23 protein-coding genes are annotated in these 22,326 nt (G+C 72.4%); 15 read left to right on the plus strand and 8 right to left on the minus strand.

All coding sequences use genetic code 11. From position 1 onward, the window contains the following. Positions 1 to 41: 41 nt before the first annotated feature. The gene (locus AB8O64_RS23515) at positions 42 to 1,019 is read right to left on the minus strand and encodes an ABC transporter permease (protein WP_370421200.1); all 978 of its coding nucleotides are present in this window, start codon (positions 1,017 to 1,019) and stop codon (positions 42 to 44) included. A 237-nt stretch (positions 1,020 to 1,256) separates the two neighbouring features. Next, positions 1,257 to 3,377, minus strand: a complete 2,121-nt coding sequence (locus AB8O64_RS23520) for an alpha/beta fold hydrolase (RefSeq protein ID WP_370421202.1) — start codon at positions 3,375 to 3,377, stop codon at positions 1,257 to 1,259. A gap of 172 nt (positions 3,378 to 3,549) precedes the next feature. Between AB8O64_RS23520 and AB8O64_RS23525 the strand changes: the two genes are divergently transcribed. The 8 genes from AB8O64_RS23525 (at position 3,550) to AB8O64_RS23560 (ending at position 11,342) form a co-directional block, all read left to right on the plus strand. Further along, entirely contained in the window at positions 3,550 to 3,744 is a 195-nt protein-coding gene (locus tag AB8O64_RS23525) for a hypothetical protein (protein WP_130879722.1), read from the plus strand. A gap of 55 nt (positions 3,745 to 3,799) precedes the next feature. Further along, positions 3,800 to 4,690, plus strand: a complete 891-nt coding sequence (gene mshB / locus AB8O64_RS23530) for an N-acetyl-1-D-myo-inositol-2-amino-2-deoxy-alpha-D-glucopyranoside deacetylase (protein WP_370421204.1) — start codon at positions 3,800 to 3,802, stop codon at positions 4,688 to 4,690. After that, positions 4,690 to 5,079 carry a DUF6113 family protein gene (locus tag AB8O64_RS23535; RefSeq protein ID WP_356450077.1) on the plus strand — a complete coding sequence of 130 codons (390 nt, stop codon included), beginning with the start codon at positions 4,690 to 4,692 and terminating at the stop codon, positions 5,077 to 5,079. The genes mshB and AB8O64_RS23535 overlap by 1 nt, the downstream gene beginning before the upstream one ends. A 202-nt stretch (positions 5,080 to 5,281) precedes the next feature. Beyond that, positions 5,282 to 7,570: a hypothetical protein gene (locus AB8O64_RS23540; RefSeq protein ID WP_370421206.1), complete on the plus strand. Its 2,289-nt coding sequence runs from the start codon at positions 5,282 to 5,284 to the stop codon at positions 7,568 to 7,570. 152 nt (positions 7,571 to 7,722) lie between these two features. After that, entirely contained in the window at positions 7,723 to 8,676 is a 954-nt protein-coding gene (locus AB8O64_RS23545) for an ABC transporter ATP-binding protein (protein WP_370421208.1), read from the plus strand. Beyond that, on the plus strand, positions 8,673 to 9,413 hold the full coding sequence (locus tag AB8O64_RS23550) for an ABC transporter permease (protein WP_370421209.1): 741 nt from the start codon (positions 8,673 to 8,675) through the stop codon (positions 9,411 to 9,413). The genes AB8O64_RS23545 and AB8O64_RS23550 overlap by 4 nt, the downstream gene beginning before the upstream one ends. A 40-nt stretch (positions 9,414 to 9,453) precedes the next feature. Continuing rightward, entirely contained in the window at positions 9,454 to 10,689 is a 1,236-nt protein-coding gene (locus AB8O64_RS23555) for a sensor histidine kinase (RefSeq protein WP_370421210.1), read from the plus strand. Beyond that, positions 10,686 to 11,342 (plus strand): response regulator transcription factor, encoded by a 657-nt coding sequence (locus tag AB8O64_RS23560; RefSeq protein WP_370421212.1) that lies wholly within the window; start codon positions 10,686 to 10,688, stop codon positions 11,340 to 11,342. Before AB8O64_RS23555 ends, AB8O64_RS23560 begins: the two co-directional genes overlap by 4 nt. An 18-nt stretch (positions 11,343 to 11,360) precedes the next feature. Here the strand turns inward: AB8O64_RS23560 and AB8O64_RS23565 are convergent, their stop codons facing one another. Continuing rightward, complete coding sequence (locus tag AB8O64_RS23565) at positions 11,361 to 12,236, minus strand: transglutaminase-like domain-containing protein (protein ID WP_370421214.1); 876 nt, start codon at positions 12,234 to 12,236, stop codon at positions 11,361 to 11,363. A gap of 74 nt (positions 12,237 to 12,310) precedes the next feature. Next, the gene (locus AB8O64_RS23570) at positions 12,311 to 13,333 is read right to left on the minus strand and encodes a GNAT family N-acetyltransferase (protein WP_370421215.1); all 1,023 of its coding nucleotides are present in this window, start codon (positions 13,331 to 13,333) and stop codon (positions 12,311 to 12,313) included. A 114-nt stretch (positions 13,334 to 13,447) separates the two neighbouring features. On the opposite strand from AB8O64_RS23570, the gene fdxA reads away from it, so the two are divergent. Together fdxA and dapC are read left to right on the plus strand one after the other, a co-directional pair. Then, positions 13,448 to 13,777: a ferredoxin gene (gene fdxA, locus AB8O64_RS23575; protein ID WP_087926433.1), complete on the plus strand. Its 330-nt coding sequence runs from the start codon at positions 13,448 to 13,450 to the stop codon at positions 13,775 to 13,777. A 117-nt stretch (positions 13,778 to 13,894) separates the two neighbouring features. Beyond that, positions 13,895 to 14,992 (plus strand): succinyldiaminopimelate transaminase, encoded by a 1,098-nt coding sequence (gene dapC, locus AB8O64_RS23580; RefSeq protein ID WP_370421218.1) that lies wholly within the window; start codon positions 13,895 to 13,897, stop codon positions 14,990 to 14,992. Between the two features lie 74 nt (positions 14,993 to 15,066). On the opposite strand, the gene AB8O64_RS23585 is transcribed toward dapC, so the two are convergent. Both AB8O64_RS23585 and AB8O64_RS23590 read right to left on the minus strand, forming a co-directional pair. Further along, entirely contained in the window at positions 15,067 to 15,447 is a 381-nt protein-coding gene (locus tag AB8O64_RS23585; RefSeq protein ID WP_356454103.1) for an ATP-binding protein, read from the minus strand. 299 nt (positions 15,448 to 15,746) lie between these two features. Next, positions 15,747 to 16,676 (minus strand): hypothetical protein, encoded by a 930-nt coding sequence (locus AB8O64_RS23590; RefSeq protein WP_370421219.1) that lies wholly within the window; start codon positions 16,674 to 16,676, stop codon positions 15,747 to 15,749. Positions 16,677 to 16,821: 145 nt separating this feature from the next. Here AB8O64_RS23590 and dapE point away from each other — a divergent pair, with 145 nt between their 5' ends. Both dapE and AB8O64_RS23600 read left to right on the plus strand, forming a co-directional pair. Continuing rightward, positions 16,822 to 17,901 carry a succinyl-diaminopimelate desuccinylase gene (dapE, locus tag AB8O64_RS23595; RefSeq protein WP_370421221.1) on the plus strand — a complete coding sequence of 360 codons (1,080 nt, stop codon included), beginning with the start codon at positions 16,822 to 16,824 and terminating at the stop codon, positions 17,899 to 17,901. 140 nt (positions 17,902 to 18,041) lie between these two features. After that, positions 18,042 to 18,791: a TIGR00730 family Rossman fold protein gene (locus tag AB8O64_RS23600; protein ID WP_356454100.1), complete on the plus strand. Its 750-nt coding sequence runs from the start codon at positions 18,042 to 18,044 to the stop codon at positions 18,789 to 18,791. Between the two features lie 58 nt (positions 18,792 to 18,849). Here AB8O64_RS23600 and folP read toward each other — a convergent pair whose 3' ends face one another. Further along, positions 18,850 to 19,710, minus strand: coding sequence for a dihydropteroate synthase (gene folP, locus AB8O64_RS23605; protein WP_370421224.1), 861 nt, complete (start codon positions 19,708 to 19,710; stop codon positions 18,850 to 18,852). A gap of 124 nt (positions 19,711 to 19,834) precedes the next feature. On the opposite strand from folP, the gene AB8O64_RS23610 reads away from it, so the two are divergent. Next, positions 19,835 to 20,308, plus strand: coding sequence for a DivIVA domain-containing protein (locus tag AB8O64_RS23610; protein WP_370421226.1), 474 nt, complete (start codon positions 19,835 to 19,837; stop codon positions 20,306 to 20,308). Continuing rightward, the gene (locus AB8O64_RS23615) at positions 20,305 to 20,916 is read left to right on the plus strand and encodes a DNA-3-methyladenine glycosylase I (protein ID WP_370421227.1); all 612 of its coding nucleotides are present in this window, start codon (positions 20,305 to 20,307) and stop codon (positions 20,914 to 20,916) included. Before AB8O64_RS23610 ends, AB8O64_RS23615 begins: the two co-directional genes overlap by 4 nt. Before the next feature lie 141 nt (positions 20,917 to 21,057). Here the strand turns inward: AB8O64_RS23615 and AB8O64_RS23620 are convergent, their stop codons facing one another. Beyond that, entirely contained in the window at positions 21,058 to 21,846 is a 789-nt protein-coding gene (locus AB8O64_RS23620) for an enoyl-CoA hydratase/isomerase family protein (RefSeq protein WP_370421228.1), read from the minus strand. A 311-nt stretch (positions 21,847 to 22,157) separates the two neighbouring features. Here AB8O64_RS23620 and AB8O64_RS23625 point away from each other — a divergent pair, with 311 nt between their 5' ends. Then, a complete protein-coding gene (locus AB8O64_RS23625; RefSeq protein ID WP_009997451.1) occupies positions 22,158 to 22,325 on the plus strand; it encodes a DUF3117 domain-containing protein in 168 nt (55 codons plus the stop codon). Position 22,326 lies beyond the last annotated feature (1 nt).

A 22,326-nucleotide genomic window follows, 5' to 3' on the forward strand; every position in this document is an offset into this window, starting at 1 on the left:
CTGCCTGTCCGTTGTGACGATGACGTGCGGCTGCGTGCGGTTCAGCGGGTGGTCCGGGGGTCGAAGGCGTCCCGGACCGAGTCCCCGAGCAGGTTGAAGGCGACCACGAAAATGATCATCGCGAGGCCGGGGAAGAAGATGTAGGTGATGTCGCTCTCGTAGTACTGGGCGCCGTTGGCGAACATCCGGCCCCAGTCGGGCGTGGGCTCCAGGATGCCGACCCCGATGAAGGAGAGCCCGGCCTCGACGGTCACGAACGAGGGCAGCATCAGCGTCGACTGCACCAGGATCGGGGTCCAGAGATTGGGCAGCAACTCCTTGGTGATGATCCGCCAGGGCGAGGCGCCGGTCACCTTCGCGGCCTCGATGAACTCCCGCTCCCGCAGGCTGAGCACCTGGCCGCGCAGCAGTCGCGCGAGTCCCATCCAGCCCAGCACCCACAGCACCAGAATCAGCGTCACCACCCGCAGATAGGTGGGGGTCTCCTTCTCCGGGCTGACGAAGAGGGAGTAGACGACGGGGGTGAAGGCGATGAAGGACAGCTGGGAGGGGAAGGCGAGCAGCAGATCGATGAACCGGCCCAGGAAATAGTCGGTCCGGCCGCCCATATAGCCGGCCGTCACCCCGACCACCACGCCCGTCAGCACGCACAGCACGGTGGCGGCCACGGCGATCAGCAGGGAGGTGCGGATGCCGAAGACGAGCTGGGTCAGCACGTCCCGGCCCAGGGTGGGCTCGATGCCGAACCAGAACCGGCCGGAGATGCCGCCGTTGGGCGCGACCGGGTAGCCGAACTCGTTGAGCAGGCCCTGCTCGTTCAGACCGTAGGTCGTCGTCGGGCTCTTCCCGTACAGCTTCGAGATCACCGGCGCCGCGATGGCGACGGTGAAGAAGAACGCCACGACGTACGCGGAGAGGACCCCCGAGCGGTCGCGTCGGAAGCGGCGCCACATCAGCTGCCCGGGCGACCGGCCCACCGGCCCGGCTTCGGCCGTCGCGGCCGGGGAAGGACTCGTCATCGCGTGGATCCCCCGCACTGTCGTCTCGTCAACCCGGCGCACAGGGCGCGCACGCGGTGGGTTGAGCGGACTGTGGCAATGGACTCACAGCGCGGTCAAGAGGGCCTGGGTGAAATGCCTGGTGTCCTTCCGCATCCGCCCTGCGGGCCGTGGCGGGTGCACCACCGCTGCGCGGCGGTGTCCTCAATCGCCGGACGGGCTGCATGTGCAGCCCGTCCGGCGAGAGACGAAGAGCGATCAGGCGACGCCCAAGCTCCTCTTGAGGAAGTCGACCTGAAGCAGCAGCAGATTCTCCGCGACCTGCTCCTGCGGGGTCATGTGGGTGACCCCCGACAGCGGCAGCACCTCGTGCGGGCGGCCCGCCGCCAGCAGGGCCGAGGAGAGCCGCAGGGTGTGCGCGGCGACCACGTTGTCGTCCGCCAGACCGTGGACGACCATCAGCGGGCGGACCTGCTCGGCCGGCTCGGACAGGCCCTCGTCCGTGACCAGGGAATTACGGGCGTACACCGCCGGCTGCTCGTCGGGGTGCCCGAGGTAGCGCTCGGTGTAGTGCGTGTCGTACAGCCGCCAGTCGGTGACGGGCGCGCCCGCGATGCCCGCGTGGAAGACGTCCGGGCGGCGCAGCACGGCGAGCGCCGCGAGATAGCCGCCGTAGGACCAGCCGCGGATGCCCACCCGGGTCAGATCCAGGGGGTAGCGCCCGGCCAGCGCCCGTACGGCCTCGACCTGGTCCTCCAGGGTGGCCCCCGCGAAGTCGTCGCGGATGGACTTCTCCCAGGCGGGGGAGCGGTGCGGGGTGCCCCGCCCGTCGGCGACGATGACAGCGAAGCCCTGGTCGGCGAACCACTGCGAGGTCAGATGGGCGTTGTGCGCGGCGACCACCCGCTGTCCGTGCGGACCGCCGTAGGGGTCCATCAGGACCGGCAGCGGGCCGTCGCCCTCCGTGTAGCCGGTCGGCAGCAGGACGGCGCACGGCACGCGCCGCTCGCCCGCCTCGGTGAGCGTGACGTGAGCGGTCAGCACCGGCTGCTGCGCGTACGAGGCCACGACGGCGATCTGCTTGCCGTCCCGCAGCACCCGGGCCTCGGCGCCCGCGCGGCCGAGCGACGCCGACACCAGTACGGTGACCGCGCCCGAACGCACCGCCGAGTGCCAGCCCTCGCCCTCCGAAAGGCGCTCCGCGCCCCGCTCGTCGACGCGGTACACATGCGCCTGGCCGGTCTCGGGATCGTCCGCCCCGGGTCCGGCGGAGGCGGAGACCAGCACGTCGTCGTCGCCCACGTCGAGCACGGCCCGCACATGCGTGTGGGGACCGGTCAGGGCCCGGTCGCCGACCACGAGCACGCGGGCGCCGTCCTCTTCGGCGATCCGTACGAGATCACCCTGCGGCGACCATGCGGGCACACCAGCGAAAAGATCAAGCCAGATTGCGTCCTCGTCAAGGTGCAGCACCCGGGTGTCACCCGAATCGGTGTCCACGGCCAGATAGACCTGCGAACGCTGGTCGCGCGACTGCACCAGCAGCAGCGGGGCGCCGTCCGCCGACCAGTGGACGCGTGCCAGGTAGGGGTGGCGCTCATGGTCCCAGCGGACGTCCGTCCGGGAGCCGTCCAGGCGCAGCAGGGACAGCGACACCGACGCGTTGGCCGTGCCCGCCGCCGGGTAGGCGACCTCGGCGGGCTCCCGGCCGGGGTTGGCCGGGTCGGCGATCCACCAGCGGCCGACGGCCGCGTCGTCGGCGCGGGCGGCCAGCAGGGCGGTGCCGTCCGGCGACCACCAGAAGCCGCGCGAGCGGTCCATCTCCTCGGCGGCGATGAATTCGGCGAGCCCCCACGTGGTGGTGTCGTTCTCCGGCTCGGCCAATGCGCGGTCGCCGCTGCCGTCCGCCTCCACCACGCGCAGCGCGCCGCCCGCGACATACGCGACCCGGCGGCCGTCGGGGGAGGGGCGGGGGTCGACGACCGGGCCCGGCACGGTCAGCTCACGGGCCGTCCCACCACGCAGTTCGGCGACGAAGAGCCGCCCGGACAGGGCGAACGCCGCCAACTCCACGGCGTTGTCCACCGCGTATCCCACGACGCCCGCCGACCCCTCACGGCTGCGTTCGCGGCGGGCCCGCTCCTCGGCGGACAGCTCCTCGTCGGCGCCGCCCAGCAGCACCGCCGGGTCCGCGGCCGGGTACTCCCGGCCCGCGTCGAGGTCGAGCACCCACAGGACGTTCGCCCGATCGGTGCCGGAACGGGAGCGGAGGAAGACGACACGCGAGCCGTCCGGCGACACCGTGAACGCGCGCGGCGCGCCGAGGGAGAAGCGCTGGGTACGGGCGTGTTGACGAGGGAAAGAGAGCTGTCCGGTCATGCCGGGAGCCTACGGCCGGGGGCGGCGAGATCTCGCCGTGCGCCCCACATTTGCTCCTGTGCACCGAGTCTTGGCACGTACGGAAAGTTATGATCACTCGCGCATAGTGGGTATGGCTTCTGAGGCATCTGTATGTGATCCATCCGACCGCGCGTACTGGAGGTGAACCGCTGTGGCACTCTCGATTTCGGCGGTGGTGCTGCTGGCGATCATCGTCTTCCTGCTGGTCCGGAAGTCCGGACTGAAGGCGGGCCACGCCGCGGTCTGTGTGCTGTTGGGGTTCTACCTCGCGAGTTCGTCGGTAGCCCCGACGCTGCACAGTCTGACCACGAGCGTGACCGGGATGATCAGCAACATCAAGTTCTGACGTTCGCTGTCCGGGCGGCGCCCCGCACGCGCCGCCGGGCTCGTAGGCTTGCCCCATGACCGACAGCTCCTTGTTGCCAGGCCGCCGGCTGCTCCTGGTGCACGCGCACCCGGACGACGAGTCGATCAACAACGGCGCGACCATGGCCAAGTACGCCGCCGAGGGCGCCCTCGTCACGCTCGTGACGTGCACGCTCGGCGAGGAGGGCGAGGTGATCCCGCCCGATTTGGCCCATCTCGCGGCCGATCGCGACGACACCCTCGGCCCGTACCGCGTCGCCGAACTCGCCGCCGCGATGAAGGAGCTGGGCGTCACCGACCACCGCTTCCTCGGCGGACCCGGGCGGTACAGAGACTCCGGGATGATGGGCGCCCCGCAGAACGAGCACCCCGGCTGCTTCTGGCGCGCCGAGGTGGACGAGGCGGCCGCGCACCTCGTCGAGGTGATCCGCGAGGTCCGGCCCCAGGTGCTCGTGACCTACGACCCGGACGGCGGCTACGGCCACCCCGACCACATCCAGGCCCACCGCGTCGCGATGCGCGCCGTCGAGCTGGCGGCGGAGCCGGTCTTCCGCCGTGACCTCGGCGACCCGCACAGCATCCCCAAGGTCTACTGGAACTGCGTCCCGCTCTCGGTCGTCGAGGAGGGCTTCGCACGGCTGCGCGAACAGGGCAAGGACATGCCCTTCCCGGGCATCGCCTCGCCCTCCGACGTGCCCGGTGTCGTGCCCGACAGCGAGGTGACGGCCGCGGTCGACAGCGCTCCCTACGCCTCGGCGAAGGCCGCCGCGATGCGCGCCCACGCCACCCAGATCGCTGTGGACGGCCCCTTCTTCGCGCTCTCCAACGACCTCGGACAGCCGCTGCTCGGCGACGAGTACTACCGGCTCGTCCGCGGCTCGTCCGCGGCCGGCCGCGAGGACGACCTCTTCGCGGGGGTGGCCTGATGAAGGGCCTCACTCCGGAGCTCGGTATCGGCCGGATCGTGGCGTTCGTCGGACTTGCCGTGCTAGGGGCCCTGGTCGGTATCGCCGGGTCGCTGGTGCAAGGCGGCTGGTTCCCCGGCGGGTTGCTGCTCGCGCTGCTCGGCATCGCCGCGCTCTGCTACGGCGGAGTGACGGCCACCGGCAGCAGATCCGGCGGTGTGGCACCCGGGATCGGCTGGCTGCTCGCCGTGCTGATGCTGACGGCGAGCCGCCCGGAGGGGGATTTCCTCTTCGGGGCCGGACTCGGCTCGTACGCCTTTCTGCTGGGCGGAATGGCCGTGGCTGTGATCTGCGCCACGGTGCCCAAACTGTCGCAACCGGGCGGGCCGTCGGTCCGACTTGGGAAGTGACGTGACGATTTCTGCCTGACGCGTCCGAGGCACGAAGGCACGCACCGCGCTCCCGCCCGCCGGGGTGATCCGACGGTCGTCAAGTGCGTGCCGGTGGTGCCCAGTATGGTGGTGCGCGCCGCCGAGCTACCCCTGGCCTTCGGCATGGGCGACCCCGAGCGAGGTCATCGAGGGCGGCGGAGAGTAACCGGGAGAACCTGCTTTGAGCCGTGAATCTGACACTTCGTCCTCTGGGCCCCAGGGGCGCGGTGGCGCCGCGTACCCGTCGGGCACCCCGCCCTACGGCACCCGCGATGTGCCGCCCGGCGCCGCCGGCCAAGACGAGCCCGCCGGGCCGCCCATGCCGGAAGAGCCCAAGACCGAGACCACGATGACGACGCGGATCCGCATCAACATCCCGGGCTCGCGACCCATTCCGCCGGTCATCATGCGCACGCCCGTCGAGGACGGCACGGCCGGGAAGGCTTCCGCCACCCCGGACCCCGCCGGTCCCGGCGCGCCCTCGGCCGCCGGATCCGACCGGGGGGCCGAGCCGCCCAGGACCAAGCCCAGCCTGCCCCGCCGCCCGGAGCCGTCCGCGACGCCGCCGGCCGCGGCGGAGGCGGACCGCGGGGATGGGAAGGGCGAGAAGACCAGCGACTGGTTCGCCCCGCGCAAGTCGGCCCCGGCCGCCCCCGCCGCGGCTCCCGCGCCGGGTCTGCCCCGCCGTCAGGTGGGTCAGAGCGCCCCGCCGCCGGTGACCCCGCAGCCGCCCGCCGCGGGTGGCGGCGCGCCGTGGGTCCGCGACACCTCGGCCGGCTCCGGGCAGCCGCCCGCCCCGGGCCAGGGCTCCACGACGGGCTCCGCTCCGTGGCAGGGCGCCGCCCCCGCCGCGTCCGGTGGTGCGCCGTGGGTCCGTGACACGTCGGGCACCGCCGCCCCGGCCGGTGCCGCCCCCTGGCAGGACGGGCAGAACTCCGCCGCGCCGTGGCCCGGCGAGTCCTCCGTCACGGGTGCCATGGCGCAGCCGACCGTCCCCGGGCAGAATGCCGCCGGCGCCCCGCCGTGGGCCGAGCCCGAGACCACCCAGCAGTTCCAGGCGCCGAGCCTCGACGACCCGTTCGTGTACCCCCAGGGCAGCACGGCCGCGGGCGCGTTCGCGCCGGGTCGTACGGACACCCCGCGTGAGGGCTTCCCGGCCATACAGACGCCGCCCCCCGTCGGCGGTGCCCCGCGGCCGCCCCAGGGCAAGCAGCAGGGCCAGGGCCGGCCGGGTCAGACCCAGCCGGGCCAGCAGGGCCAGCAGGCAACGTCCGGCAAGCAGTCCAAGAAGCGCAAGGCCAAGGTGCCCGCGCCCACGCCTCCCGTCGGCCAGATGCCCGGCGAGACGCTGGTGAGCGGCGTGCCCCCGGTGTCGCCCGGTGGCACGGTCCCCAAGCCCGTCGACAGCGGCGCGCCCCGTGTGCCGGTGCCGAAGCCCAAGCCGGGCGTTCCGGCGCCGAAGCCGGCCGCGCCCGCGGCCAAGAGCGCGCCCAAGGCCGCGGCGAAGAGCGCCCCCAAGAAGAAGGGCCGTTCCAAGCTCGTCCTGCTGGGCGGCGGTCTGGTCGCGCTGGTCGGTGTCGCGTACGGCGCCGGGCTGCTGCTCGACCACGCGGACGTGCCGAACGGCACCACCGTGCTCGGCGTGGACATCGGCGGCACCTCGAAGGAGGAGGCCGTCAAGAAGCTCGACTCCGCCCTCGGCGAGCGGGCGACCGCGCCCCTGTCGGTGTCCATCGCGGGCAAGGAGGCGCAGCTCAAGCCGTCCGTGGCGGGCCTGTCCATCGACACCCAGGCCACGGTGCGGGCCGCGGCCGGCCGGGACTACAACCCGGTCACCGTCCTCGGTTCGCTGATCGGCGGCAGCCGCAAGGCCGATCCCGTGCTGAACGTGGACGAGGAGAAGGTCGCCGCCGCGCTCAAGACGCTGGCCGGTGAGAGCGGCGCGGCCAAGGACGGCACGATCAAGTTCGAGCCGGGCAAGGCCGTCCCCGTCTACGGCAAGCCGTACCAGGGCCTGGACAACGCCAAGGCGGTCAAGGCCGTCTCGGACGCCTACCGCGAGCGCGCGGCCGGTGGCGCGAGCAAGACCGTCGAGCTGCCGAGCGCACCCCAGACGCCCAAGATCGGAAACGCCGAGGTCGACCGGATGATGGCGGCCTTCGCGAAGCCCGCGATGTCCGGCAAGGTCACGATCCAGGCCGGCCCGGCGCACTCGATCCAGTTCGGTCCGGACCTCTCGCTGCCGAAGATCCTTTCGGTCAAGGAGGTCGACGGGAAGCTCGTCGAGAACTACAACCTGGAGGCGCTGAAGGAGCTGTACGGCAGCCGCTTCAACGGCGTCCTCATCCAGCGGGGCAACGGCACGAAGACCGCCGTCACCCCCCAGGACGTGGTCGGTGCCCTCCGCAAGGCGCTGATCGGCAAGACGCCCGCCGAGCGCGTCGGCGTGATCCCGCTCAACCCGAGCTGATCGCGCGGATCCTCGCAGTCCCGCCAGAGCCCCCGCGCCGTACCCGGCGCGGGGGCTCGCGCATGCCCGGCGGCACCCATGACATCTGTCATCCGAGGTTCACGACGGCTGACACTGCCGCCGAGGGGGTCCGGGCGGTGAGGATTGCCGTCATGACCACCACAGGCAATACGTTCACGGGGGACGGGCGCCGCGCCGGCGCTCCCGTGGTCAGTTTTGAGAACGTCAGCAAGAGTTACGGCGATGTGCGCGCGGTCGCCGATCTGGACCTTCAGCTCCACCCGGGCGAGACCGTCGCCCTCCTCGGCCCCAACGGCGCCGGCAAGTCGTCCACCCTCGATCTGCTCCTGGGGCTGCGCAACCCCGACGCGGGCCGCGTCGAGCTGTTCGGCACCACCCCGCAGCAGGCCATCGCGCGCGGCATGGTGGGGGCGATGCTGCAGACCGGCGGCCTCATGGAGGACGTGAAGGTCCGTCAGCTGGTACGGCTCGCGTGCGATCTGCATCCACGGGCGTACCCCGTCGAGCAGGTGATGGAGCACGCGGGCATCACCGAGATCGCCGACCGTATGGTCAACAAGCTGTCCGGCGGCCAGGAGCAGCGGGTGCGGTTCGCGATGGCGACCGCGGGCGCCAGTGACCTCATCGTGCTGGACGAGCCGACGACCGGCATGGACGTCACCTCCCGCCAGGCGTTCTGGAGCGTCATGCGCGAGCAGGCACGCCAGGGCCGCGCGGTGCTGTTCGCCACGCACTATCTGGAGGAGGCCGACGCCATCGCCGACCGCGTCGTCGTGCTGCACCGCGGCCGGGTGCTCGCGGACGGTTCGGCGGCCGAGATCAAGGCGAAGGCCGGGGCCCGGCGGATCGTCTTCGACCTCGAAGGGCACATCTCCGAGGCCGCGCTGCGCGAGCTGCCGTTCCTCGCCGCCCTGGAGATATCGGGCCGCACGGTCCGCATCCAGTCGCACGACGCCGACGCGACCGTGCACGCGGTGTACGGGCTCGGACTCTTCCCGCGCAACCTCGAGGTCGCGGGCCTCGGCCTGGAGCAGGCCTTCATCGCCATCACCGACGCCGCGACCGCCGAGGAGGCGGCAGCATGAACACCCTGATCAAGCTCGAAATCCAGCGCACGCTGCGCAACAAGAAGTTCATGTTCTTCTCGGTGATCTACCCCGCCGCGCTCTATCTGCTGATCGCGGGCGGCGCGAGCAGCACCGAGGTCGTCGGCGACAGCGAGCTGACGCTGCCGCTGCTGATGATGGTCTCCATGGCCTCCTTCGGCGCCATCACCGCCGTCCTCGTCGGCAACAGCGAGAAGATCGCCAAGGAGCGGGAGAAGGGCTGGGTGCGCCAGCTGCGGCTCACCGCCCTGCCGGGCCGCGGCTATGTGCTGTCGAAGATCGCCTCGGCCGCCGTGGTGTCACTGCCGTCGATCGTCTTCGTCTTCGTCATCGCCGCGGCCGTCAAGCACGTGCGGCTGGACGCCTGGCAGTGGCTGGCGCTGACGGGCGCGATCTGGGCGGGCAGCATCGTCTTCGCCGCCCTCGGCGTCGCGGTGGGCTACCTGGCCACGGGGGACGCCGTACGGCCCCTCACGATGATCATCTACTTCGGGCTGTCGATGCTGGGCGGTCTGTGGATGCCGACCGCGGCCTTCCCCGGGTGGCTGCAGGACATCGCCGAGTGGATGCCCACCCACGCCTACGCCGCCCTCGGCCAGGCCATCGAGCTGGGCGGCGCGCCGCACGCCAAGGACGTGGCGATCCTGGTCGGCTATCTGGTGCTGTTCACCGGCGCGGCCACCTGGCTGTACCGCAAGGACACCCACAAGGCGTGAGCGGACAGGCGGTGCCCGACGGGCGGGAGACACTGCGGGGATGACGGAGCGCGAGGACCACGCCGTGGACAGGGGATTCATCCGGATCGGCGAGGCGCCCGAGGACTGGCGGCAGATGCTGGCCAAGGGCTGCTGGACCCTTCTCTACATGCTGTACCTGGCCGTCGTGGTGGGGGACCTGACCGACGGCCACCACACGGGCCCCGCCACGGTGCTGGGCTGGGCGGGGCTGACCGTCTTCGTCGTCGTCTACCTCTCCATGGTCCTCGGCCGGCGACCCCGCGGCCGGCTCTCCCGCCGTCAGCTGACCGCCCTCGCCGGGCTGTACGCGCTGGCCGTGGTGCTGGCGCTGACGCTCGGCTCGGTGTGGCTGGTACTGCTGGTCTACGTCGCCGTCTCGGCCGGTGTCATGCTGCCCATGAAGTGGGCGCTGCGGGTCATCCCGTTCGTCGCCGCCTCCGAGCTGCTGATCGGTCTGGCGGACGGGGCGGGCATCTCGCGACAGCTGACGCTGGTGCTGCCGACGCTGCTGGGCGGGGCGGCGATGATGGGCATCGTCCAGATGGGGCGCACCATGCGCGAGCTGCGCGAGGCCCGCGCCACCGTCGCCCATCTCGCGGCCAACGAGGAGCGGCTGCGGCTCGCCCGTGACCTGCACGACCTGCTGGGGCACTCGCTGTCCCTGATCACGCTCAAGAGCGAGCTGGCCGGGCGGATGCTGCCCGACCGGCCCGGACAGGCCGCCCAGCAGGTCGCGGACATCGAGCGGGTCAGCAGGCAGGCGCTCGTGGACGTCCGGGAGGCCGTGAGCGGCTTCCGCCGTCCGACGCTGGACGCCGAGATCGCGGGCGCCCGCACCGCGCTCGCCGCCGCGGGCGTCGCCGCCGCCGTCGACGGCGCGGGCGGCCATGCCGGTCTGCCGGCGGAGGAGGAGGGCGCGCTGGCGTGGGCGCTGCGCGAGGCCGTGACCAATGTGGTGCGGCACAGCGGCGCGAGCCGCTGCGAGGTGACGATCGAGGAGCGGAGGGACGAGCTGTGCCTGACCGTCACCGACAACGGCCACGGCCCCGCCCGGCCGCACGGCAACGGCCTGACGGGCCTGGCCGAGCGACTGGCGCTGGCGGGCGGCCGGCTGGAGACCGGGCGCGGACCGCGGGGCGGTTTCCGGCTGCGGGCGCGCGTACCCCTCACCCGCCTCCCGGAACCCGGGCCCGCCGAGGCGCACCCCGCGGGGCCGGCCACGGCCCCCGGCGAACGGCCTAACCTGTCGCTGTGAACGATCTCCCCGTGCGCCCCGACGACCACACCACCGGCCCCGTCAGCACCGTCCGGGTGCTCCTCGCCGAGGACCAGTCCATGGTCCGCGAGGCGCTCGCCGCGCTGCTCGGGCTGGAGGGGGACATCGAGGTCGTCACCCAGGTGGCCCGGGGCGACGAGGTGCTGGACGCCGCCCGGGGCACGGCCGTCGACGTGGCGCTCCTGGACATCGAGATGCCGGGGATGACCGGGCTGGAGGCGGCGGCGCTGCTGCGCCGCGAGCTGCCCGGGCTGAAGATCGTGATCCTGACGACGTTCGGGCGGCCGGGGTATCTGCGCCGGGCCATGGAGGCCGGGGCGGACGCCTTCCTGGTCAAGGACGCGCCCGCCGCCCAGCTCGCGGACGCCGTACGACGTGTGCTGCGCGGGGAGCGGGTCATCGACCCGACGCTCGCGGCGGCCGCGCTCGCCGAGGGCGCCAATCCGCTGACCGACCGCGAGCGGGCCGTCCTGCGCGCCTCCGCCGACGGCTCGACCAACGCCGAACTGGCCGCGGCCCTGCATCTTTCCCAGGGCACGGTCCGCAACTACCTCTCCACGGCCATCCAGAAGACCGGCGCCCGCAACCGCGCGGAGGCCGTCCGTATCGCCCGGGACAAGGGCTGGCTCTGACCCCGGTCGACGCGCCTGTCAGTTGAGCATCGCCCGCGCCGCGCGCGCCTGGCCCAGCACAGTACTGGCCGTGCCCGGCTCCACCGCCGCGATCACCTCCGCGTACTCCTCCAGCTCCCGCGCGCCGCGCAGGAAGTCCCCGCGCTCCACGAGCAGCTCGGCGCGCTCGTAGCGCAGCCGGGCGGGGTGGCGGGGGAGCAGCAGGGAGAGTTCGAGGGCCCACAGCTGGACGTCGCTGCGCTCGGGCCGGGCGGCGGCCCAGGCGCGGATGTTGTTCAGCACCCGCAGCACGATGTCCAGCGGCTCCGCGGGGGCGAACATCGACGGTGACAAGGGGGCCCCGGTCGCGCCCGCGACCAGCAGCCCGGCGTCCTCGTCGGACAGCGGCCGGCCACCGTCGAAGGGGTCGACCAGCACCTTCTCCCCGTACGGGTCGCCGAAGCCGACGACGAAGTGGCCGGGCAGCGCCACCCCGTACACCGGCGCGCCCGCCCGCCGCGCCACCTCCAGCCACACCACGGACAGCAGGATCGGCAGGCCGCGGCGGCGCAGCAGCACCTCGTCGAGCAGCGAGGACTCCAGCCTGCGGTAGTCCGCGGCGGAGCCGTGGAAGCCGCAGCGCTCGCCGAGCAGCTGCGCGAGCGCCTCCGCCCACCGCCTCGGTCCGGCCTGGCGGCCGAGCGCCGGCAGCAGGCCGGCGAGCCGGTCCAGCTCTATCTGCGCGGCATCGATCCGGTCCTCCTCGGAGGGGGCCTCCTCCGGCGGGGCCTTCGCCCCGGACCGGGACCCGGCGTGCGCTTCGGCGGCGACCAGCAGACAGAGCAGGGCGAGGTCCGGGCGCACCTCCCGGGCCGCCTCCGTGAACCGCTGCCGTCGGCCAGTCGTCTCGTGCATACGTGCCTCGTACCCGCTCGGGGCGGTGGACGACAAGCCCATCGCCGGTTTCCATGATGCGGCCGCGACCGTGCCTACCGCTGGGGCTCGCGGCGGTAGTGGTAGGTGTGGTGCGTGGTGAAGCCGAGGTCGTCGTAGAGGCCGTGGGCGGCGCCGTTGTCCGTCTCGACCTGGAGGTACGCGGCGGAGGCGCCCTCGGCGAGGGCCCGCTGGGCCAGCCGTGCCATCACCAGGGTGCCCAGCCCCCGCCGACGGTGGGCGGGGCCGACCTCCAGCGCGGCGAACCCCGCCCACCGGCCGTCCACCACACAGCGGCCGATCGCCGCCGGACCGGTCTCGCCCGGCCCGCCCGGTACGGTCGCGAACCAGACCGACGGCCCGCCGGCCAGCACCGCCAACGCGTCGTCGGCGCTCCCGGGGGCCGTCGCGGCCCGCCCGTACGCGCCGAGCCAGGCCTCGGAGGGCTCGCGGGAGAGCAGGACCTCGTCCGTGGCCGTGCGGTCCGCCCGGTCGGCGATCGGCGCCAGTGCGGCGGTGCGCATCACCGCGTGCCGCTCGGCCGTCCAGCCGCGACCGGCGAGCTCGGCGTCAAGCATCGCGTCCGCCGCGGCGTCCCCCGTGGTGACCTGCACCGACGCGGGCAGCGAGCGCTCGGCGTACCACGCGGTGACCCGGTCCACGGCGGCCGGCAGCGGCAGTCCGCAATCGCCGAGGGGCAGCGCCGAGTTGGCCCGGGCGGTGAAGCCGCCCGCCGCCCGCAGGGTCCAGTCGCCCAGCCGCCCGGTCTCCCGCGCGGGCCAGCCCCGCGCCGCGACCTCCTGGAGCTCGCGCGTGCTCGTGGCCGGGCCGCGCCGCCGCGCCGGGGCGTCCGGCACGACCTTCCCCGCGACGAGCGCCGACTCCTTGACCTCGACCGTTTCCCCGTTCCGGCGTGTGATCCGCAACACACCGTGGTCCCAGGACGCGAGCACCCCCACCACGTCGGTGAAGCGCTCCGGTGAACGCTCGCGGTCGTTCAGGAGACGTACAGATACCCTTTTTCCTACATCAGCGGTATTGATCCGGACTTCCAGTCGTCCGCCCGTGGTGAATTCCACAGCTCTCCCCACCCCTCCTGTTCGTCATGTGCCCGGAAACGGAGATACTAGGTGTGGGCATCGACGACGCCGCGCTCCCGCGCGAGATGAGCCCTACCGAGGAGGAACGACAGCGTGACCTACGTCATCGCGCAGCCTTGTGTCGACGTGAAGGACAAGGCGTGCATCGAGGAGTGCCCCGTCGACTGCATCTACGAGGGCTCCCGGTCCTTGTACATCCACCCGGACGAATGCGTCGACTGTGGTGCCTGTGAGCCGGTATGCCCCGTGGAAGCGATCTTCTACGAGGACGACACTCCTGAGGAGTGGAAGGACTACTACAAGGCGAACGTCGAGTTCTTCGACGAGCTCGGTTCGCCCGGTGGTGCCTCCAAGCTCGGCCTGATCGAGCGTGATCACCCCTTCATCGCGGCGCTGCCGCCGCAGGCCGAGGGCGAGCACTGATCGCCCCGCCAGCGCCGCCGCGGCCCCGTACGGCACTTCCGCCGTACGGGGCCGCGGCGTTTCCACGGCGGACCGCCGACCCAAGACCGACTTCGGACTGACGTAAGAGAGAGAATCGTGGGCGCAGTCTCCTCCCGCCTCCCCGCCTTCCCCTGGGACCGGCTCGAGCCCTACAAGGCCGCCGCCGCGGCCCACCCGGACGGCATCGTGGACCTGTCGGTGGGCACCCCCGTCGACCCCGTCCCGGAGCTGATCCAGCGGGCGCTGACCGACGCGGCGGACAGCCCCGGCTACCCCACCGTGTGGGGGACGCCCGCGCTGCGCGCGGCCCTGACCGGCTGGGCGGCGAGCCGCCTGGGCGCCGAGGGACTGGCCGAGACCAATGTGCTGCCCGTCGTCGGCTCCAAGGAGCTGGTGGCCTGGCTGCCGACCCAGCTCGGCCTCACCGCCGGCGACAAGGTCGGCTACCCGCGGCTCGCCTACCCGACGTACGAGGTCGGCGCGCGGCTCGCGGGCGCCGAGCCCGTCGTCTACGACGACCCGACGGAGCTCGACCCCACCGGCCTCAAGCTGCTCTGGCTGAACTCCCCGTCCAACCCGACGGGCCGCGTCCTGTCGGCGGACGAGCTGCGGCGCACGGTCGCCTGGGCGCGCGAGCACGGCGTGCTGCTCTTCAGCGACGAGTGCTACCTGGAGCTGGGCTGGGAGGCCGACCCGGTCTCCGTGCTGCACCCGGAGGTCTGCGGCGGCTCCTACGAGGGCATCGTCGCCGTCCACTCCCTCTCCAAGCGCTCGAACCTGGCGGGCTACCGCGCGGCGTTCCTCGCCGGTGACGCGGCCGTCCTCGGCGAGCTGCTCCAGATCCGCAAGCACGGCGGCATGATGGTCGCCGCCCCCGTCCAGGCCGCCACCGTCGCCGCCCTCGGCGACACCACGCACGTCACCGAGCAGCGCGAGCGCTACGCCCGCCGCCGGGCCGCCCTGCGCGCGGCCTTCGAGGGCGCGGGCTTCCGGATCGAGCACAGCGAGGCGTCGCTGTACCTGTGGGCCACGCGCGACGAGCCGTGCTGGGACACCGTCGGCGAGCTCTCCAAGCGCGGCATCCTTGTCGCCCCCGGTGACTTCTACGGCACGGCGGGCGAGCGCTTCGTGCGGATCGCCTTCACCGCGACCGACGAGCGGGTCGCGGCGGCGGTCAGCCGGCTCGCGCAATAGCCGCGGCGGCAGACACGCGAAAGGGCCCGGGAGGTGACTCCCGGGCCCTCTCGCGTGAGCGGCGCGCTGCTGGATCAGCCGCCGAGCGGGGTGCTGGGCAGCCCGCCCTTGGTCGCGGTGTTGGCGGTCTCACCCACGACCTTGCCGGCGGAGGAGCCGACCTGGCCCGCGGCCTTCTGGACGACCGGGGTGGCCTCCTTGCCGACCTTGCCGACGGTCTTGGTGGCGGCGGGTACGCCCTCGACGGCCTTGCCCCCGAGGTTCGTCGCCGTGCCACCGGCCTGGTCGGTGACCGCGCTCACGTTGTTGGTCACGTTCGCGGTGTCCAGGGCGCTCAGGGGGGCCTGGGTCACGTCCGCGGCGCTCGCGGCGCCGGCCGCGCCGACGGCGCCGGCGGCACCCGCTGCGACGAGGAGTGCCGCCTGGGCGATCCGACGCGTGAGGGGGAGGGACATGTTGCTCCTTTGACGGAGTGGAGGAGGTTTGCTGTCCGGCTTGCTGGCTGGCGAGCGGACGCAGTGACTACCGCGCGAATCCCTTGAAGGTTGCGGTGCCCCAGGGTAAAGAGTTCGTAATGCGTCGCATTATCAGCTCTGTGAAAACCCGGGCAAACGTGACGGCCCGCGATGCGGTGCGGAAGGCTTACAAGCCTTTAGTCACAAGGGATTCGGGTAAATCCCGCCGCCCTCCCGGGCATGCGGTGAGCACGGCATTCGCGTACGCCGGGCATCCCCCGGAAGAGGGTGTGATCGCACTACTGATCGGTGGTGATCCGGACGGTGGGAGTCGTATCCGCACCGGATTCCCCGGCGTGCCCCGCGTTCTTCCGCCAGCCCGCGGCGGAATCCTCCGCCGTCCATACCCGGCCGTCGAAGGAGACGCGTTCGATGCGCAGTTCGGCGGCGTGCGCCACCGCCCACGACGCCAACGCCCAGCCGCGCCGCGGCAGATCGTCCTCCGTCGACGCCGCCCGCAGCGGGACCGTCACCGTGCGGGCGCCCGCGGCACCCTTGGCGCCGCCGCCGGCCCCGGCGCCCACGACCGGGCGCACCAGCGCGCCGAACTCGCGTGTCAGCTTCGCCTGTACCGCCGAGGGGTCGCCCGGCTTTCCGTCACCGGGGCTCCTCGCGCAGCTGAACGCGCCCGCCGTGCGGCCGGTGAGCGCCGAGGCGAGCAGCGCCGCGCGCGGCTCGTGCTTGGCGTACGCCTGCGGGAATCCGCTGCGCTGCACCTTCTGCGCGGCCACCGTGAGCGGCAGCCGCGAGTAGCCCGGCACCTCGACCAGATGAGCGTAGAACTTCCCCGACGCGTACACCGGATCGGTGATCTGCCGTGCGGTGCCCCAGCCCTGGGTGGGCCGCTGCTGGAACAGCCCCAGCGAATCGCGGTCGCCGTGGTGGATGTTGCGCAGCCCCGACTCCTGCATGGCCGTCGCGAGCGCGATCGTCACCGCCCGCTCCGGCAGTACGCGGGAGGTGCCCACGGCGGAGATCGTCGCGGCGTTGACCGCCTGTTCGGGGTCGAGCGAATACTCCTCGCCGTGATCCCGGACGACGCACCGGGGCGCACCCGGCCCGGCTGTCACGAAATGTGCCACCAGATACCCGATCAATGCCAGCAGCACGGCACAGGCGGCCACGGTACGCAGCAGTCGGCCACGGCGGGCGAGGGAGATCCGGGACATGCGGGCCACGTTACTGGAGAGACATAAGAATCGATTGAGCCGGACCGTGCCTTTCCCGGTCCCATGCCTTTCGAGCTCCTTTCCCGAAGTGCCCGAAATCGCCCCGGGACTCCTCGAACACGACCGCGAGAGTTAGAGTCGCGGCATGGACCATGCCGCACTTGACCTGTCCCTCGACGCGAGCACCCTGACCGCTCGGCTCGTCGACTTCCCGTCGGTGAGCGGTGACGAGAAAGCCCTCGCCGACGCCGTCGAACAAGCGCTGCGCACCCTGCCCCACCTCACGGTCGACCGGTACGGCAACAACGTCGTGGCCCGTACGAACCTGGGCCGCGCCGAGCGCGTCGTGCTGGCCGGCCACCTGGACACCGTCCCCATCGCCGACAACGTCCCCTCCCGGCTGGACGACGACGGCTATCTGTGGGGCTGCGGCACCAGCGACATGAAGTCCGGCGTCGCCGTGCAGCTGCGCATCGCCGCGACGGTGCCCGAGCCGAACCGCGATCTGACCTTCGTCTTCTACGACAACGAAGAGGTCGCCGCCCACCTCAACGGCCTCGGCCACGTCGCCGAGGCGCACCCCGACTGGCTCGCCGGGGACTTCGCCGTACTGCTGGAACCCTCCAGCGGCCAGGTCGAGGGCGGCTGCCAGGGCACCCTGCGGGTGCTGCTGCGCACCCAGGGCGAGCGGGCCCACTCGGCGCGCTCCTGGATGGGCAGCAACGCCATCCACGCGGCGGCGCCGATCCTCGCCCGGCTGGCGGCCTACGAGCCGCGGCGCCCGGTGATCGACGGACTGGAGTACCGGGAGGGGCTCAACGCCGTCCGTATCGAGGGCGGCGTGGCGGGCAACGTCATCCCCGACGTCTGCACCGTCGCCGTCAACTTCCGTTACGCGCCCGACCGCAGCGAGGCCGAGGCGCTCGACTACGTCCGTGAGTTCTTCGCGGACTGCGGGGTGGCGGAGCTGGTGGTGGACGACCACTCGGCCGCCGCGCTGCCCGGGCTGTCCCACCCGGCCGCCGTCGCCTTCATGGCGGCCGTCGGCGGGACGGCGAAGCCCAAGTTCGGCTGGACGGACGTCTCGCGCTTCAGCGCCCTCGGGGTGCCCGCGGTGAACTACGGCCCCGGCGACCCGCTGCTCGCGCACAAGCGCGACGAGCGGGTGCTGGCCTCCCTCGTCGACGACTGCGCGGAGCGGCTGCGTGCCTGGCTGACGAGCTGACGGCCCCTCGGGCCCCCGCCGGTCCGTCAGCTCCCTCCGCAATCGCGAATTCCGCTGCGCGCCCCGCGCGGGGGCCTAGGCTGATCGGAAGATCCTTCCCCCGCTTCCGGCGGGGAGGCCCCATGCGGAGGGAGCACGGTATGGACAGTCCCGACGGCAGGCGCGCGCAGCGGGAACAGCGCCGGGGGCCGGTCACACGCCGGCACGGTCAGATGCAGCAGGGGACCACCGACCAGCACCTGCTGGACACGAGAGGCACCGCGGACTGGGTGCACGAGGACCCCTTCCGGGTCATGCGCATCCAGTCCGAGTTCGTCGAGGGCTTCGGCGCCCTCGCCGAACTGCCACCCGCCATCAGCGTGTTCGGCTCGGCCCGTACGCCCCGTGACTCCTCGGAGTACGAGGCCGGGGTGGCGATCGGGCGCGGGCTGGTCGAGGCGGGCTTCGCGGTGATCACGGGCGGTGGGCCCGGGGCGATGGAAGCGGCGAACAAGGGCGCGACGGAGGCGGGCGGCGTCTCGGTCGGCCTCGGCATCGAGCTGCCCTTCGAGCAGGGGCTCAACCCCTATGTGAACCTCGGCGTGGACTTCCGCTACTTCTTCGTCCGCAAGACGATGTTCGTGAAGTACGCGAGCGGGTTCGTCGTCCTGCCCGGCGGGCTCGGCACCCTCGACGAGCTGTTCGAGGCGCTGACCCTCGTCCAGACGAAGAAGGTCACGCGCTTCCCGATCGTGCTCTTCGGCACCGCGTACTGGCAGGGCCTGGTCGACTGGCTGCGCGGCACGCTGATCGCGCAGGGCAAGGCGGGGGCGCACGACCTCCAGCTCTTCCACCTCACGGATGACGTCGACGAGGCGATCGGCCTGGTGACGAAGGAAGCGGGGACGTAACGGGGGTCCTCGGGCGCCGGACGGGCCGCCTTCCGGCCCGTCCGGCGCCCGATGCGCGCTAGGCGAGTCCCCGCCTGGCCACCGCAGGTGCGCGGTAACCGGCGATGGAGGCCACCATGTCCAGCACCTGCTTGGTTTCCGCGACCTCGTGCACGCGGTAGACCTGGGCTCCCAGCCACGCCGAGACCGCCGTCGTCGCGAGGGTGCCCAGCACCCGCTCCTTCACCGGCTTGTCGAGCGTCTCGCCCACGAAGTCCTTGTTCGACAGCGAGACGAGCACCGGCCAGCCGGTCTCCGTCATCTCGCCGAGCCGACGGGTCGCCTCCAGCGAGTGCCGGGTGTTCTTCCCGAAGTCGTGGCCCGGGTCGATCATGATGCCGTCGCGGCGGACCCCGAGCCCGACGGCCCGCTCGGCCAGCCCGAGGGTCACCCGCAGGATGTCGGCCATCACGTCGTCGTACTCCGTCCGGTGCGGCCGGGTGCGCGGCTCGACACCGCCCGCGTGCGTGCACACGAGCCCCGCGCCGTACCGGGCGGCGACCTCGGCGAGCTTGGGGTCGACCCCGCCCCACGCGTCGTTGAGCACGTCCGCGCCGGCCTCGCAGACCGCTTCGCCGACGTCGTGCCGCCAGGTGTCCACGCTGATCACCACGTCCGGGTGGCGCCTGCGCACCTCGGCCACGAAGCCGACCGTGCGGCGCGCCTCCTCCTCGGCGGTCACCTCCTCGCCGGGACCGGCCTTCACACCGCCGATGTCGATGATGGCGGCACCTTCCGACACCGCCTGCTCGACCCGGTCCAGCGCGGGCTCGTCGTGGAAGGTGGCGCCCTGGTCGTAGAAGGAGTCCGGCGTCCGGTTCACGATCGCCATGATCACCGGTTCACGCTCGTCGAACTCGCGTCGTCCCAGCCGCAGCATTTTCCGTACTCCCTCTCCGTGGTCCGCCAGCGACCATAACCGTCAGTGGGGCATGGCACGATCGTGGAGCACGGTTTGGCTTGCGGAATACCGACGCACCGCGTGACGGGCGCACCTCGGGGAGATGGTCGTGTTCTGGTTCTTTCTCATCACGCTGCTCGTGGTGGTGGGCGCGGTGACGCTCGCCGTCGGCGGCGGCAGCGGCGGTGCCCTGGCCGACGCGGCTCCCGACCGGATCGGCCCGCAGCTGCCCGCCGAGCGCCCGTTGGGCCGGGCCGACGTCGACGCGCTGCGGCTGCCGGTCGCCCTGCGCGGCTACCGCATGGTCGAGACCGACGACGCCCTGGACCGGCTCGCCGCCGAGCTGGCCGAGCGCGACGCCCGGATCGCCGAGCTGGAAGCGGCGCTCGCCGGGGCGCAGGCGTCGGCCATGAGCGGGCCGGGGCTGCTCAAGGGCGACTCCGGTCACCCGGCTCGGGCCGGGCAGGGTGAAGGCCGTGGCCAGGAGTCGGATCAGTACGACCCCGACGGGCGTGCCGACGGGCGTGCCGACGGGGACGCGACGGCGGACGGCCGGGACGGGGGATCGGGATCATGAGCGTGGGTGCGGTCGCAGGTCCGGACGGGCTGGCGCGCTGTCCGTGGGGCCTGGAGGCGGAGTCCATGGCGGACTACCGCGTCTATCACGACACCGAGTGGGGCCTCCCGGTGCGCGGTGACGACGCGCTGTACGAGCGGATGTGCCTGGAGGCGTTCCAGTCCGGGCTGTCGTGGCTGACGATCCTGCGCCGCCGGGAGGGCTTCCGGGCGGCCTTCGCCGGCTTCTCCATCCCCGCGGTGGCGGCCTTCACGGACGCGGACGCCGAGCGGCTGCTGGCCGACCCGGGCATCATCCGCAACCGCGCGAAGATCGCGGCCGCGATCGGCAACGCCAAGGTCGCGGCGCAGTGGGAGCCCGGTGAGCTGGACGCGCTCATCTGGTCCTACGCCCCCGGGCCCGACCGGCCCGTCCCGCGCACGTGGGCCGATGTGCCCGCGACGACCCCCGAGTCCACGGCGCTGGCCAAGGAGCTCAAGAAGCGCGGCTTCCGCTTCATCGGCCCCACGACCGCGTACGCCTTGATGCAGGCCTGCGGCCTGGTCGACGACCACCTCGCGGACTGCCACGCCAGGCGGCTGCCGCCGCGGGGGTCTGCGACAGCCTGATGTGTCCGGCGCCCGGCCGGCGGGCGCCCTGCGGGCGCGTCCTCAATCGCCGGACGGGCTTGTTGTGGCTGAGCTCAGCCACAACAAGCCCGTCCGGCGATTGAGGACACAGCGCAGCAGCCCGCCCGGCGGCGCCTGGCGTCAGCGCCCCACGTACTTCGGCTTCTCCTTCTTCAGGAAGGCGTCCACCGCGATCCGGTGGTCGTCGGAGGCGCCCGCCTTGGCCTGGAGCTCGTTCTCCTTGTCCAGTGCCTCGGTCAGCGAGTGGCCCGCGGCGAAGTCCAGGGACGCCTTGATCGCCGCGTAGGCGAAGGTCGGGCCGTCCGCCAGCCGGCGGGCCACGGCGCTCGCCTCGGCGGCCAGCTCCGCGGCCGGGACGACCTTGTTCGCGATGCCCAGCTCCTGCGCCTCCTGGGCGCTGACATTGCGCGGGAAGAGCAGCAGATCGGCGGCGCGGCTGTGGCCGATGAGGCGGGGGAGGGTCCAGGAGACGCCCGAGTCGGCGGTGAGCGCCACCCCGGCGAAAGAGGTGTTGAAGCCCGCGGTGTCCGCGACCACGCGGTAGTCCGCCGCGAAGGCGAAGCCCGCGCCCGCGCCCGCCGCGACCCCGTTGACCCCGGCGACGACGGGCTTCGGCATGCTCGTGATCGCGGTGACGATCGGGTTGTAGTGCTCCGCGACCGTGCTCATCACCTTCTCGGCGTCGTGGCCGAGCAGCTCGACGTGTTCCTTGAGGTCCTGGCCGACGCAGAAGGCGCGGCCGGTGGCGGTGAGCAGCACGGCCCGTACGGCCGGGTCGCCCGCCGCCTCGCCCAGGGCCCGGAGCAGCGCGACCTTGGTCTCGATGTTCAGCGCGTTCATGGCGTCGGGACGATTCAGTGTGATCGTCGCGAGTCCGTCGTTCACCTGGTACAACACGGTGTCGGCCATGGTGCGGTCCCTCCCTCGGTCGGCTGTGGTCCAGGCTCAGCATGCCGGAGATCATCCGCAGTCGATATGTGACCTGCGTCAAAGAATCGGGACTCTGTGCGGGTGTGGTGGCGGAGCAGTATCGCAGCCGGATCCCCGAATTGGGTGGTTTTGCGCGAGAGCGTTGTCGAAGGGATGCGGACCGATGTTGGTCATCGGGTCGCGCGATGCGGGATAATGGCCTGGAAGCAATGTGTTCGATGCCGGTGATGCGGAGCCCTGCCAGGGACCCGTCGGCTGACGATGAGCTGGTTTCAGGAAGGGGAACGAGCATGGCGGCCATGAAGCCGCGGACGGGCGATGGCCCGCTCGAGGTGACCAAGGAGGGGCGGGGCATCGTCATGCGGGTTCCGCTCGAAGGCGGCGGTCGTCTCGTCGTCGAGCTGACACCGGACGAGGCCGAGGCCCTCGGAGACGCCCTGAAGAAGGTCGTCGGCTGAC

Source organism: Streptomyces sp. QH1-20, from assembly GCF_041283565.1.
Lineage (GTDB): Bacteria > Actinomycetota > Actinomycetes > Streptomycetales > Streptomycetaceae > Streptomyces > Streptomyces syringius.